At 71.0% G+C, this 12,644-nt stretch carries 13 protein-coding genes; 9 read left to right on the forward strand and 4 right to left on the reverse strand.

Going from position 1 to position 12,644, the window contains the following annotated elements:
- Positions 1-111: 111 nt before the first annotated feature.
- The 5 genes from AC07AW_RS03505 to AC07AW_RS03525 are packed head-to-tail and all read left to right on the forward strand — an operon-like array spanning position 112 to position 5,604.
- The gene (locus AC07AW_RS03505; protein ID WP_478813835.1) at positions 112-1,248 is read left to right on the forward strand and encodes a hypothetical protein; all 1,137 of its coding nucleotides are present in this window, start codon (positions 112-114) and stop codon (positions 1,246-1,248) included.
- Positions 1,245-2,462, forward strand: a complete 1,218-nt coding sequence (locus AC07AW_RS03510; protein WP_478813836.1) for a toxic anion resistance protein — start codon at positions 1,245-1,247, stop codon at positions 2,460-2,462. The genes AC07AW_RS03505 and AC07AW_RS03510 overlap by 4 nt, the downstream gene beginning before the upstream one ends.
- Positions 2,459-4,051 carry a substrate-binding and vWA domain-containing protein gene (locus AC07AW_RS03515; RefSeq protein WP_478813837.1) on the forward strand — a complete coding sequence of 531 codons (1,593 nt, stop codon included), beginning with the start codon at positions 2,459-2,461 and terminating at the stop codon, positions 4,049-4,051. The genes AC07AW_RS03510 and AC07AW_RS03515 overlap by 4 nt, the downstream gene beginning before the upstream one ends.
- Complete coding sequence (locus AC07AW_RS03520) at positions 4,038-4,628, forward strand: hypothetical protein (protein ID WP_478813838.1); 591 nt, start codon at positions 4,038-4,040, stop codon at positions 4,626-4,628. The genes AC07AW_RS03515 and AC07AW_RS03520 overlap by 14 nt, the downstream gene beginning before the upstream one ends.
- Before the next feature lie 34 nt (positions 4,629-4,662).
- Positions 4,663-5,604: a poly-gamma-glutamate hydrolase family protein gene (locus AC07AW_RS03525; protein WP_478813839.1), complete on the forward strand. Its 942-nt coding sequence runs from the start codon at positions 4,663-4,665 to the stop codon at positions 5,602-5,604.
- Positions 5,605-5,728: 124 nt separating this feature from the next.
- Here AC07AW_RS03525 and AC07AW_RS03530 read toward each other — a convergent pair whose 3' ends face one another.
- Positions 5,729-7,546: a phosphoenolpyruvate carboxykinase (GTP) gene (locus AC07AW_RS03530; protein ID WP_478813840.1), complete on the reverse strand. Its 1,818-nt coding sequence runs from the start codon at positions 7,544-7,546 to the stop codon at positions 5,729-5,731.
- A gap of 198 nt (positions 7,547-7,744) precedes the next feature.
- Between AC07AW_RS03530 and trhA the strand changes: the two genes are divergently transcribed.
- Together trhA and AC07AW_RS03540 are read left to right on the forward strand one after the other, a co-directional pair.
- On the forward strand, positions 7,745-8,431 hold the full coding sequence (gene trhA, locus AC07AW_RS03535) for a PAQR family membrane homeostasis protein TrhA (RefSeq protein WP_392150820.1): 687 nt from the start codon (positions 7,745-7,747) through the stop codon (positions 8,429-8,431).
- Between the two features lie 31 nt (positions 8,432-8,462).
- Positions 8,463-9,065 carry a TetR/AcrR family transcriptional regulator gene (locus AC07AW_RS03540; protein WP_478813841.1) on the forward strand — a complete coding sequence of 201 codons (603 nt, stop codon included), beginning with the start codon at positions 8,463-8,465 and terminating at the stop codon, positions 9,063-9,065.
- On the opposite strand, the gene AC07AW_RS03545 is transcribed toward AC07AW_RS03540, so the two are convergent.
- From AC07AW_RS03545 to AC07AW_RS03555, 3 genes are read right to left on the reverse strand one after another with little or no spacing between them, the layout of a single operon-like run.
- The gene (locus tag AC07AW_RS03545; RefSeq protein WP_478813842.1) at positions 9,031-10,047 is read right to left on the reverse strand and encodes a glycoside hydrolase family 26 protein; all 1,017 of its coding nucleotides are present in this window, start codon (positions 10,045-10,047) and stop codon (positions 9,031-9,033) included. The two genes, AC07AW_RS03540 and AC07AW_RS03545, sit on opposite strands and share 35 nt — an antisense overlap.
- A 1-nt stretch (position 10,048) precedes the next feature.
- Positions 10,049-10,696: a vitamin K epoxide reductase family protein gene (locus tag AC07AW_RS03550; protein ID WP_478813843.1), complete on the reverse strand. Its 648-nt coding sequence runs from the start codon at positions 10,694-10,696 to the stop codon at positions 10,049-10,051.
- Between the two features lie 18 nt (positions 10,697-10,714).
- Positions 10,715-11,218: a DUF5949 family protein gene (locus AC07AW_RS03555; protein ID WP_478813844.1), complete on the reverse strand. Its 504-nt coding sequence runs from the start codon at positions 11,216-11,218 to the stop codon at positions 10,715-10,717.
- 150 nt (positions 11,219-11,368) lie between these two features.
- Between AC07AW_RS03555 and AC07AW_RS03560 the strand changes: the two genes are divergently transcribed.
- Positions 11,369-11,785 (forward strand): tyrosinase family oxidase copper chaperone, encoded by a 417-nt coding sequence (locus AC07AW_RS03560; protein WP_478813845.1) that lies wholly within the window; start codon positions 11,369-11,371, stop codon positions 11,783-11,785.
- Positions 11,769-12,635, forward strand: coding sequence for a tyrosinase family protein (locus tag AC07AW_RS03565; RefSeq protein ID WP_478813846.1), 867 nt, complete (start codon positions 11,769-11,771; stop codon positions 12,633-12,635). Before AC07AW_RS03560 ends, AC07AW_RS03565 begins: the two co-directional genes overlap by 17 nt.
- Positions 12,636-12,644 lie beyond the last annotated feature (9 nt).

A 12,644-nucleotide genomic window follows, 5' to 3' on the forward strand; every position in this document is an offset into this window, starting at 1 on the left:
GCCCACCAAGGGCCCGGAAGAACCCCGGACACCCGGGATGCGGCACCCACCGCTCCGGTTCGGTACCGGGATCGCTCCTTCACCCCCCGTACACCCAACTCCCCCTGGAATGTGGGTTTCCGCGAGCACGCTGCCCGCGTGAGACGCATCCTGGGAATCGTCCTGGCCGTCCTGCTCCTCGGCGGCGTGGCCGCCGTCCTCGTGACGGGCGGCGACAAGGACACAGGCACGGCAACGAAGACCGTGCGAGGAGTCATCGGATCGGAGAAGGCCGAGTTCTTCGCCGATCCACAGGTGGTGAAGGCCCTGGCCGCCAAGGGCTTCACCGTGGGCACCGAGACCTCCGGGTCCTGGGACATGGAGGAACTACCGCTCGACGGCTACGACTTCGCCTTCCCGTCCTCCAAGGGCCCGGCCGACGAGATCCGCGCCAAGGCGCAGCAGAAGACGAAGGACAAGGCGGCCTCCGCGCCGCTGCGCCCCTTCTACTCGCCGCTCGTCGTCGTCGCGCACAGCACCGCCGCCCGGGTCCTCGCCGGCAACGGCCTGGCGACCCTCGGCCCGCGCGGGACGAGCGGCACCCTGAAGATGGACGCCTATCTCGCGGCGGCCCGCGCCGACCGGACCTGGCAGCAGCTGAACGGCTCCGCCGGACACCCCGAACTGAGCGGCACCCTCTTCATCACCTCCACCGACCCGGTCGCCTCCAACTCCGGCGCCCTCTACCTCGCCGCCGCGAGCTACGTCGCCGACGGCGGGCGGGTCGCGGGGGACAAGGCCGCCGTCACCCGCACGGCCCCGCTCCTGCGCAAGCTGGTGCAGGTGCAGGGCGCCCAGCAGTCCGGCTCGGACGCGCCCTTCCGGGACTTCGTCAGCGGCGTCGGCAACCCGCTCGTCCTCGTGTACGAGTCGCAGGTCGCCGCCCAGCTGCTCGCCGGGCGGACCATGGGCGACCTCGTCGTCCTCTACCCGGACACCACGGTGAACAGCGACCACACCCTCGTACCGCTCACCGAGAACGGCCGGGCGCTCGGTGAACTGCTCTCCACCGACCCCGAGTTGCGCAAGCTCGCGGTCCGCCACGGCTTCCGGCCCCAGGGTGCGGCGAGCGAGTTCACCGCCGCGACCGACGGCCACACCGAGTACCTCAACCAGACGCTGACCGGAGTCCGCCAGGCGCCCGTGCCCACCAGCAAGGTGCTGCACGAGATGGCGCTGCGGGCCCGCGACCAGGGGGACACCGCATGACCACGCCCGAGGATCCGAGAAGAACGATGGCCCTGACCCCGCCCGGGCAGGACACCCCGCTCGTCCTGACCCCGCCCGAGCCCGTGCCCGCCGTCCGCGCCGAGCAGGCCTCCGGCCTGGTGCCGCTGGACGAGTCGGTCCGCACGGAGATGTCCCGCCGGGCCGACGAGTACGTCGGCTCGCTCTCCGGACTCGACCCGCGCTCCCCCGAGTTCGCCGGCCGCATCAACGAGATCGCGGCGCTCGGCGCGGGCGAGATGCGCTCCGCCGCGCAGCAGTCGAACCGCATGCTGGACCGCACGGTCCGCTCCCTCGCCGAGGGCGCGGGCGGCGGCGACGCGCAGTCCCGCGTCGGCTCCTCCCTCGTCGAACTCCGGCGCACGGTCGAGGACCTGGACCCCCGGGACACCCCCGCGAAGGGGTTCAAGGGCCTCCTCTCGAAGCTGCCCGGCGGCAACAAGCTGCGCGACCACGTCGCCAAGTACGCCTCCTCGCAGGCCACTCTGAACCGGATCGTCGGCTCGCTGCGCAGCGGCCAGGACGAACTGAGCCGCGACAACGCCGCGTTGCAGACCGAGCGGGCCCGGCTGTGGGAGACCATGGGCAAGCTCCAGGAGTACGCGGTGCTCACGGACGCCCTCGACGCGGCCGTGGAGGAGCGCATCGCGCTCACCCCGGACCCGGCGCAGGCGGACGCGCTCCGCGCCGACGTCCTCTTCCCGGTCCGGCAGAAGCACCAGGACCTGCTGACCCAGCTCGCCGTCTGCGCCCAGGGCTATCTGGCGATGGACGTGGTCCGCCGGAACAACGACGAGCTGATCAAGGGCGTGGACCGGGCGGCGACGACGACCCTGTCGGCGCTGCGGATCGCGGTGATGCTCGCCTCCGCGCTGGAGAACCAGCGGAAGGTCACCGAGCAGGTGAAGGCCCTGAGCTCGACGACCGAGAACATCATCCTGAACAACGCCAGGATGCTGGACGACCAGGCCGGCGAGATCCAGCGGATCGCGGCGGACCCGGCGGTCGGCGCGGAGACGCTCCGTACCGCCTTCCAGCAGATCTACCGGACGCTCGACGCCATCGACACGTACAAGGCCCGGGCGACCGAGTCGATGGCGGCGACCGTCGAGTCACTGACGGCCGAACTCCAGGAGGCGAGCGCCCACTTGGAGCGCAGCCGCCGCAACGGCGCGACCGAGGGCGGTCTCGGATGAGCGACCGAACCACCCACACCGACCGAACCACTCGCACCGCCCGCACCGCCATCGCCGCCCTCGCGCTCGCCCTCCTCGCCACCGCCTGCTCCGGCGGCGGGGACGACCGCCCCGAACCGCAGAGCACGGAGTACAAGACCGGCACCCTCCGGGTCCTCGCCTCCTCCGAGCTGGCCGACATGGGCCCGGTCCTCGACGAGGCCGGCAAGGCGACCGGGATCACCGTCCGCCCCACGTACGCCGGCACCCTGGACGCCGTCGAGCGCATCGCCTCCGGCGAGGCCGACAAGGCGTACGACGCGGTCTGGCTCTCCTCGAACGACTACCTCCGGCTCCGCCCGGACACCGCGAAGAAGATCACCAACGAGACGCCGATCATGACCTCGCCGGTGGCGCTCGGCGTGCGGCCGGCCGCCGTCGCCCGGCTCGGCTGGGACCCGGCGAAGGTGACCTGGTCGCAGCTGCACCGGGCGGTCGCCGACGGGAAGCTGACGTACGGCATGACGGACCCCAAGCGCTCCAACTCCGGTTTCTCCGCGCTCGTCTCGGTCGCCTCCGGGCTCTCCGGCGCGCAGTCGGCCCTCACCGGGCAGGACGTCACCCAGGCCACCCCGAAGCTCAAGGAGTTCTTCACGGGCCAGAAGCTGACATCAGGCTCCTCCGGCTGGCTCGCCACCGCCTACGTCCGGCGCACCGACGTCGACGCGCTCGTGAACTACGAGTCCGTGCTGCTGTCCGCGCCCGGGAAGCTGACCGTGATCCGGCCGTCCGACGGTGTCGTGACCGCCGACTACCCGCTGACCCTGCTCACCTCCGCCCGCCCCGAGGCGAAGGAGGCGGCGAACCGGCTCACCACCTGGCTGCGCACCCCGGACGCCCAGCGGCGGATCACCGAGACGACGCTGCGCCGCCCGGTGGTCGCCGGGGTCCGCCCGGCCTCGGCGCTCGCCCGCGACCCGCGCCGCGAGCTGCCGTTCCCGGGCAGCCGGGCCGTCGCCGACGGTCTGCTCGACGCGTACGACAACACCCTGCGCAGGCCGTCCCGCACGGTGTACGTGCTCGACACCTCGGGCTCCATGGGCGGCGAGCGGCTCGACCGGCTGAAGTCGGCGCTCATCGAGCTGACCGGCGACTTCCGCGACCGGGAGGAGGTCACCCTGATGCCCTTCGGCTCCTCGGTGAAGCAGGGCGAGGTCCGTACGCACACGGTCGACCCGGCCTCGCCGAAGGCGGCGCTCGACGCGATCCGCGCCGACGCCGGGAAGCTCTCGGCCTCCGGCGGTACGGCGATCTACTCCAGCGTCCAGGAGGCGTACAGGTACCTGGGGAAGACACCGGCCGACACCTTCACCTCGGTCGTCCTGATGACGGACGGGGAGAACACCGACGGCGACCCGGCGGCCGCCTTCGACACCTTCTACCGCTCCCTCCCCGCCGAGCAGCAGCGCACACCGGTCTTCCCGATCCTCTTCGGGGACTCCGACCGGGGCGAGCTCGACCACATCGCGAGCCTGACCGGCGGAAAGCTCTTCGACGCCACCCAGGGTTCGCTCGACGGCGCCTTCGAGGAGATCCGTGGGTACCAGTGACCGCCTGCTCGGGTACGTCGAGTCCCGCAAGAACCTGACCGGCAGCGTCTGCGGTCTGGCCGGTGTCGGGATCACCCTGACCGGCGCGGCGGGCGGTCTGTGGCCGCTGGTCGTCGGCGGTCTGTACGCGGCGGGGGCGCTGATCGCCCCGCCCGAGCGCCCCGACACCCCGCACTTCCCGGACGCCGGCGAGCAACTCGACGCCCTGCGGGCCGACTTCACGACCCTGCGCGACTACCTGGCCGAGGTGGAGCTGCCCTCCGCGACCCGGGACAGGCTGACCGAGCTCGCCACCCTCGTCGAGGCCCTGCTCGAACCGGGCTGGGTGAGCGACCCTGAGCACCTGCACGTGCTGGCCCGCGCGGTCCGCCAGGACATCCCGGAGGCCGTCGACACCTTCGTACGGACCCGGTGGTGGTCGCGGGTCACCCCGGGGACGGAACCGCCGGAGCGGCACCTGGAACGCCAGCTGGCCGCGCTCTACGAGGAGATGACGGCGATCGCGGCCGCTCTGCGGGACGCGGAGGCGATCCGCCAGGAGACCCACACGCGCTATGTGGAGGAGCGGGGAAACTGACCTGCCGAGTCAGGCGACGACGTATGTTCCGCGCATGACATCTTCACAGCACACCGCGTCCCGCCGTACCGTCCTCACCGCCCTGGCGGCAGCGGCCACGGCGGGCGCCCCGCTCCTCACTCAGCTCGCCACCGCCACTCCGGCGTTCGCCACCGGCGACAACGACACCTACAACTCCAACACGGACCTCTACAAGGGCATTCCGGAACCCACCAAGGAGGGCGAGGACTTCGGCCGCCGCTACCGGCGTCACGAGCAGTTCGACGGCTACCTCTCCAAGGTGGCCGTCTACGAGAAGAAGACGGCGATCCTGGCGATCCACGGCGGCCAGATCGAGCGGGGCACGTCCGAGCTCTGTCTGGCGATCGCCGGATACGACCCGGCGGACGTGACGGATCCGACCAAGGCGCCGCTGCTTCCCACGGTCCACGACTACTGGATGTTCGAGGGGACGCGCTCGTCGAACAACAGCCAGCTGCACGTCACTTCGGTGAACTGCGACGACCACGTCGCGAACGTGCTCGCCGCGAGCCACCTGAACGTACTGAGCCTGCACGGCTGCCAGTACAGCCAGCTCGGACTCCCCGACACCATGATCTGGCCCTCGCAGTCGGACCCGAAGCTGGTCGTCGTGGGCGGACTCAACAAGACCTTCCGGGAAGCGCTGGTGCACGAACTGCAGACGGCCGGATTCCCGGCGCTCGACGCCCTGTCCGACGAGTGGCGGGACCGTTACAACCTGGCGGACTTCGCCGGTGCGGCCACGAAGAACATCTGCAACCGGACGATGATCGGCGCGGGCGCGCAGCTGGAGATCACCGAGGACATGCGCCGGTACCTCTTCGGCACCTCGACCACGGACTTCGACGGGAGGACCGGCCGGCTCGCGTCCTGGAACAACCCCCGGTTCACCGGCTTCCGCGACGCCTGCCGTCGGGCCATCGCCACCGTCGAGGCCGGCCAGACCATCCTGTAGGCGGACATGCGCCGGCCCCCGGAGCCTGAGGGGGCTCCGGGGGCCGGTTGCGTCGTGATGGACCGTCGTGACCCCACTGGTCAGGGCGGTGTTTCGGGGCAGCCCACCACGAGTGTGAGGGGGACTAGCCGAGGCGCTCCACGAGCGCGTTGTACTCGTCCCACAGTTCCTTCGGCGTGTGGTCGCCGAAGGTGTTCAGGTGGTCGGGGACGAGGGCGGCCTCTTCGCGCCACACGTCACGGTCGACCTTGAGGAGGAACTCCAGGTCCTCGGCCGGCAGGTCCAGGCCGTCGGTGTCGAGGGACTCGGCGGTCGGCAGGATGCCGATCGGGGTCTCGACGCCCTCGGCCTTGCCGTCGAGGCGCTCGACGATCCACTTCAGGACGCGGCTGTTCTCGCCGAAGCCGGGCCAGACGAACTTGCCGGCGTCGTTCTTGCGGAACCAGTTCACGTAGTAGATCTTCGGCAGCTTCGCCTGGTCGGCATTGGCGCCCACCTTGACCCAGTGGGCCATGTAGTCGCCCATGTTGTAGCCGCAGAACGGCAGCATGGCGAAGGGGTCGCGGCGCAGCTCGCCGACCTTGCCCTCGGCGGCGGCGGTCTTCTCGGAGGCGACGTTCGCGCCGAGGAAGACACCGTGCTGCCAGTTGAAGGACTCGGTGACCAGCGGGACGGCGGAGGCGCGGCGGCCGCCGAAGAGGATCGCCGAGATCGGCACGCCCTTCGGGTCCTCCCACTCCGGCGCGATGATCGGGCACTGCCCGGCCGGGACGGTGAAGCGGGCGTTCGGGTGGGCGGCCGGCGTCTCGGACTCCGGCGTCCAGTCGTTGCCCTTCCAGTCGATGAGGTGCTTGGGCGCCTCTTCGGTCATGCCCTCCCACCACACGTCGCCGTCGTCGGTGAGCGCGACGTTCGTGAAGACGGAGTTGCCCCACATCGTCTTCATGGCGTTGGCGTTGGTGTGCTCGCCGGTGCCGGGCGCGACGCCGAAGAAGCCGGCCTCGGGGTTGATCGCGTAGAGGCGACCGTCCTCGCCGAAGCGCATCCAGGCGATGTCGTCGCCGATGGTCTCGACGGTCCAGCCGGAGATCGTGGGCTCCAGCATCGCGAGGTTGGTCTTGCCGCAGGCCGACGGGAAGGCGGCGGCGACGTACTTGGCCTCGCCCTGCGGCGGGGTGAGCTTGAGGATCAGCATGTGCTCGGCGAGCCAGCCCTCGTCGCGGGCCATGACGGAGGCGATGCGGAGCGCGTAGCACTTCTTGCCGAGCAGGGCGTTGCCGCCGTAGCCCGAGCCGTACGACCAGATCTCACGGGTCTCGGGGAAGTGCGAGATGTACTTGGTGGTGTTGCAGGGCCACGGCACGTCGGCCTCGCCCTCGGCGAGCGGTGCGCCGAGGGTGTGGACGGCCTTGACGAAGAAGCCGTCGGTGCCGAGCTCGTCGAGGACGGCCTGTCCCATGCGGGTCATGGTGCGCATGGAGACGGCGACGTACGCGGAGTCGGTGATCTCGACGCCGATGGCGGAGAGCTCCGAGCCGACCGGGCCCATGCAGAAGGGCACGACGTACATGGTGCGGCCGCGCATGGAGCCGCGGAAGATGCCCTTCTCGCCGGCGAAGATGTCCTTCATCTCCGCCGGGGCCTTCCAGTGGTTGGTCGGGCCCGCGTCCTCCTCCTTCTCGGAGCAGATGAAGGTCCGGTCCTCGACGCGCGCGACGTCGGACGGGTCGGAGGCGGCGTAGTACGAGTTCGGGCGCTTGACCGGGTCGAGCTTCTTGAAGGTCCCCTTGGCGACGAGCTCCTCGCACAGGCGCTCGTACTCGGCCTCGGAGCCGTCGCACCAGACGATGTTGTCCGGCTGGGTGATCTCGGCGATCTCGTTCACCCAGGAGACGAGCTCCTGGTGCTGGGTGGGAAGGGGAGCCGCGTTGTCGCGCGCCACGATTGCTCCTTGTTGAGGGGTGTATTCCGCTGTATGCCCCGTGGGGGCTGCGACCCGGATGCGTCGTAGCTGCTCATCCGGTGCCGACCGCACTCATTTGATCATCCGACGGATTCGCCCATATGTCCAGGGGGGTGCACACGTGAGCATCGCCACTCATATCCGGTACCTACGGAGCCGTAGCTAGGATTCCGTCTCATGACTGCAGCCACGCCGGAAGTGACCCCGATCGAGCGCACCGCGTCGCTCCCGACGAAGCCCCGGCTCAGAGGATGGCTGCATGCGGGCATGTTCCCCGCCGTGATCGTCGCGGGTCTCACCCTCGTCGCCCTCTCCGACTCGCCCCGCGCCCGCATCGCCTGCGGGATCTACGTCCTCACCGCCTGCCTGCTCTTCGGCATCAGCGCGCTCTACCACCGCGGCAACTGGGGCCCGCGCGGCGAGGCCGTGCTCCGGCGCCTCGACCACGCCAACATCTTCCTGATCATCGCGGGCACCTACACCCCGCTCACCCTGCTGCTCCTCCCCGACTCCACGGCGAAGCCGCTCATGTGGGCGGTCTGGGCGGCGGCCGCCGCCGGCATCGCCTTCCGCGTCTTCTGGGTCGGCGCCCCTCGCTGGCTGTACACGCCCTGCTACATCGCGATGGGCTGGGCCGCCGTCTTCTTCCTCCCCGACTTCATGCGCGCCGGCGGCATCGCCGTCCTCGTCCTCGTGATCGTCGGCGGACTGCTCTACAGCGCGGGCGGCGTCATCTACGGCATCAAGCGCCCGAACCCCTCCCCGCGCTGGTTCGGCTTCCACGAGGTCTTCCACTCGCTGACCCTCGCGGCCTTCATCGTCCACTACGTCGGCATCTCGCTGGTGGCCTACCAGCACGACTGACCGGTGCGCCCGGGCTGGGACAATGCAGGTCATGAACGACCGCCCCAGCCTCCGCGAACGCAAGAAGGCGAAGACCCGCGCGGCGATCCGGAAGGCCACCTACCGGCTCGCCGCCGAGCACGGCTGGGACGCGACCACCACCGACCGCATCGCCGCGGCCGCCGAGGTCTCCCCCTCCACCGTCGTGCGCTACTTCCCGGTCCGGGAGGACATCCTCCTCACCGACGAGAACGACGAGCTCCTCGAAGCCCGGCTGCGCGCCCGGCCCGCCGCCGAGGAACCGCTGGAGTCCCTGCGCGCCGTCCTCCTGGAGGCGGTCCGCACCTCCCTGGACGAGGAGCCGGACGAGACTCTGCTCCGCGCACGGCTCATGGTCGAGATCCCCGCGGTCCGCGCCCGGCTCGGCGAGACCACCGCCGAGACCGGCCGCCGGCTCGCCCGCGCCCTCGCCGACCGCACCGGCCGCAGCCCCGACGACCTGGAGGTACGGGTCTTCACCGCGGCCGTTCTCGGCGCCCTGCGCGAGGCGACCGTCCACTGGGCCGAGCACGGCAGGACCGACGACCTCGTCGCTCTCCTCGACCGCACGATCGACATCCTCAAGGGCGGCCCGGCGCTCCCAGCGCACCCCTGACGATCCGCGCCGACTCCGGATTGTCGGCGCACTCCCACACCCCGTGCGGGCAGTAGTCGGTGACGGTCTGGTAGGCGGGCCGGTGCGCCGCGAACCAGTCCAGCATCCCCCGTACGTACGCCGGGTTGTCCCCGTTCCTGAAGAGCCCCCACTCCGGGTACGAGACGGGCTTGCCGTGCGCCGCCGCGAAGCGCACATGGTGCGCGAGCCCGTACTGCTCGTCCACCTGCTCCTCGAAGGAGAGCCCGGCCGGCTGGTCGTAGGCGTCCATCCCGATGATGTCGACGACGTCGTCGCCCGGGTAGCAGTGCGGCCAGGGGATCGCGTCGAGACCCCGGCTCGGCGTGAAGTCGAAGCGGAACCGCTGCCCCGGCACCTCCCGCAGCACCCCCACCACCCGCCGCCAGTACGCCTTCCAGGCCGTCGGGTCCGGGCCGCAGCGATGGCTGTACGTGGTGCCGTTCATCTCCCAGCCGAGCACCAGCACCGCGTCACCGAGCCCGTGCGCGACGAGCCGCTCCCCCAGGGTCCGGAAGTGCCCGTCGTACGCGCCGCCGGCCCCCTGCCGCAGCCCCGCCCGCACCTCCGTGTCCGGCAGCCCGGCCTCGTTCCGGTCGAGCAGCGGCACGTTCAGCACGAAGAGACGTCCCGGCCGTTCGGCCTTCCAGCGCGCCCAGGGCCCGAAGAGCGCCGGATGCCCCTCGATGTTGGACCAGCGGTCGCCCGGCAGATAGGTGTGACCGACCGTCAGGGAGCCGCCGCCGAGCCACTCCTGCACCTGGGCGATCCGCCGCACCCCGGCCTCGTCGGAGCCGGTGAAGAACCCCGACGGCACGCCCGTCAGCGGCTCCGGCGCCGTCTCGGGCACGGTCCCCGTCCCGCTCCGGCCGGGCACCAGCACGAGCAGGAGGACGACAACGGCCGCGAGCAGCACGGTCAGTGCGGCCCGCGGCCAGGTGAACCACGCGAGGAGGCGACTCACGTCAGCTCGTCCAGAAGTCCCACCAGCGGGTCAGGATCAGCATCCCGATGATCCCGATGTGCAGGACGGGCAGGGCGAAGGTGAACTCGCCGAGGAAGGTCCGCAGCCCCGCCGGGGCGGGCAGCACGCGCTCCCGGACGTTGTGCGCGGTGACGTACCAGAACATGACGATGGTCGCGACCCAGGCCAGGCAGCACCACAGGCAGAGCGAGTTGATCTCGTACAGCGACTGGTACATCAGCCAGGTGCAGAAGCCGACCCCGAAGAGCATCCCGGCGTTGAGGCCGAGCCAGAACCAGCCCCGGTAGCGGGCCCCGGCGAGCAGCCCGGCGCCGACGGCGACGACGACGGCGTACGTGACGAGCCCGAGCATCGGGTTCGGGAAGCCGAACACCGCCGCCTGCTCGCTCTTCATGATGTTGCCGCAGGACACGACCGGGTTCAGGCTGCACCCGGGCTGGAAGCCGGGGTCCTCCAGGAGCAGGAACTTGTCGATCGTGATCACCCAGCCGGCGAGCACGCCCGCCGCACCGGTGACCAGCAGCAGCCAGGCCAGCGCCCGGCTCGCGCCGATCGGCCCGCCGGTCTCCCGCGCCGTCTCCTCCTGCCGCTGACCCGGCACCCCACCCCGTACGTTCGCCGTCGCCATGACGCGCCCCCTTCCCGGTCAGCCCTGGATGCGGCGGACCGGCAGCAGGACGTGGGCGCTGTCGGCGAGCATCTCCTCGTCCGAGACGAAGGCCCGCAGCCGCGCCTCGTCGACGGGCTGTCCGGGCACACCCTCGGACCAGGGCCGTACGGAGCAGATGAAGTAGACCTTGCCCTGCTCGCGGGCGGCCGCCTGCCACTCGTCCGGCACCGGGCACTGCACCTTCAGGAAGGGCAGCGTCAGCACGGCCGAACCGCCCTCGACGAGCAGCGAGGCGTTGATCCCGGCGTCCTTGTCCAGATCGAAGAGCCGGTCGCCGACCGAGAGGCCCATCGAGTCCAGGGCCTCGCGCATCGCCTGCTGACCGGCCTCCGGCCCGTCGCGGCCGTCGCCGAGCGAATACGCCATCAGGAAGGGCGTCCCGGCCGAATCGGCGGAGGGCTCGCTGGACCACGGAATCACCGTGAGAGTTCCCAGCGGAGAGGCGCTGCGCGCCGAGGAAACGACGTTGGAAGTGGTCATGAATCCGGATGCTAGTGCTCCAACCACCCTTTCCCCGTGCCGAATTCACTCGAACGGCCGACATTCACGCCCCTGGCATTTCCGCCGCAACGAACCCGGGTTTTCATCGTTGTGCCCTGAGGGCATAAGCCGACCACCAGGAGATCACTGATGATCGTCCCGCGCCGCGTCGCACTGCGGTCCTTGTTCGCCCTGGCCGTCACCGCCTTCACCGGCGGTGCGCTCGGCCGGGTCGCGAGCCGACCGGAATCGGCCCTACCGGAATCGGGGGGTACGCGCGATCCGCACGCCTTCGACGAGCTGTACCGGGGCCGTCGCCTCCTGGGCTTCTCCGGCCCCGGGGGTGAGCCGACCGCCCTCGTCGACGACCGTCCGCTGCATCTGATGCGCTGCGCCGACGGCGGCTACGTCACCCCGATCGACCACTACGAGTCCTGTCCGACGCCCCTGGCGGCCACCCGCGCGGCCGTGGACGAGCTGGGCACGGCCCGGCTCTCCCCCCTCGCGGGCGCCCACGGCGTCCCCACCGACCCGACGGGAGGGAGCCCGCGTGGTGTACACGCGTAAGAACCAGCGCGATCTGACCGGCGCCGAGCGCCGCAAGTTCGTCGCCGCCGTCCTGGAGCTCAAGCGCACCGGTGCGTACGACCGCTTCGTCCGCACCCACATCGACTACTACACGGCCGACGGGGGCGGCCGGCTCCGGATCGCCCACATGACGCCGAGCTTCCTGCCCTGGCACCGCAAGTTCCTGCTGGAGTTCGAGACGGCCCTGCGCCGGATCGACCCGACGGTCTCCGTGCCGTACTGGGACTGGACCCGGGACAACTCGCCGGCCTCCTCGATCTGGCGCGAGGACTTCCTGGGCGGCAACGGCCGCCGGGCCGACCTCCAGGTGATGACGGGCCCCTTCGCGGCCTCCTCCGGGCGGTGGACGATCAACCAGTCGATGACCGACGTCCGCTATCTGACCAGGGACTTCGGCCGTCCCCGCGACCCGATCACGCTCCCCACCCCGGCCCAGCTGGACGCGGCGATGCGCGAGCGGGTGTACGACGCGGCGCCGTGGAACTCGACGAGCGCCACCGGCTTCCGCAACGCCCTGGAGGGCTGGGCGCCCGGCCGGGGCAACGAGCGGTTCCGGCTCCACAACCGGGTGCACCGCTGGGTCGGCGGCCTGATGCTCGGCGGCGGCTCGGTGAACGACCCGGTCTTCTGGCTGCACCACTCCTTCGTCGACCTGGTCTGGTCGCGCTGGCAGCAGCGGAACCCCGGGGCCGGCTATCTGCCGGCGGAGCCGCCGCCCCTGGGGGACTCCCAGTACCGCAAGGTCGCCGCCCGGCACGAGCCGATGGCGCCCTGGGGCGTGACCCCGGCGTCGATGTTCGACCACAGCCGGATCTACCGGTACGCCTGACCCCCACAC

The sequence above is a fragment of the Streptomyces sp. NPDC044003 genome (genome assembly GCF_056435185.1).

What these genes read in the sequence shown, in the direction of transcription:
- AC07AW_RS03510 (WP_478813836.1), top strand. Translation starts at nt 1,245, where the DNA reads ATGACCACGCCCGAGGATCCGAGAAGAACGATGGCCCTGACCCCGCCC.
- AC07AW_RS03515 (WP_478813837.1), top strand. Translation starts at nt 2,459, where the DNA reads ATGAGCGACCGAACCACCCACACCGACCGAACCACTCGCACCGCCCGC.
- AC07AW_RS03525 (WP_478813839.1), top strand. Translation starts at nt 4,663, where the DNA reads ATGACATCTTCACAGCACACCGCGTCCCGCCGTACCGTCCTCACCGCC.
- trhA (WP_392150820.1), top strand. Translation starts at nt 7,745, where the DNA reads ATGACTGCAGCCACGCCGGAAGTGACCCCGATCGAGCGCACCGCGTCG.
- AC07AW_RS03540 (WP_478813841.1), top strand. Translation starts at nt 8,463, where the DNA reads ATGAACGACCGCCCCAGCCTCCGCGAACGCAAGAAGGCGAAGACCCGC.
- AC07AW_RS03550 (WP_478813843.1), bottom strand. Translation starts at nt 10,696, where the DNA reads ATGGCGACGGCGAACGTACGGGGTGGGGTGCCGGGTCAGCGGCAGGAG.
- AC07AW_RS03555 (WP_478813844.1), bottom strand. Translation starts at nt 11,218, where the DNA reads ATGACCACTTCCAACGTCGTTTCCTCGGCGCGCAGCGCCTCTCCGCTG.
- AC07AW_RS03560 (WP_478813845.1), top strand. Translation starts at nt 11,369, where the DNA reads ATGATCGTCCCGCGCCGCGTCGCACTGCGGTCCTTGTTCGCCCTGGCC.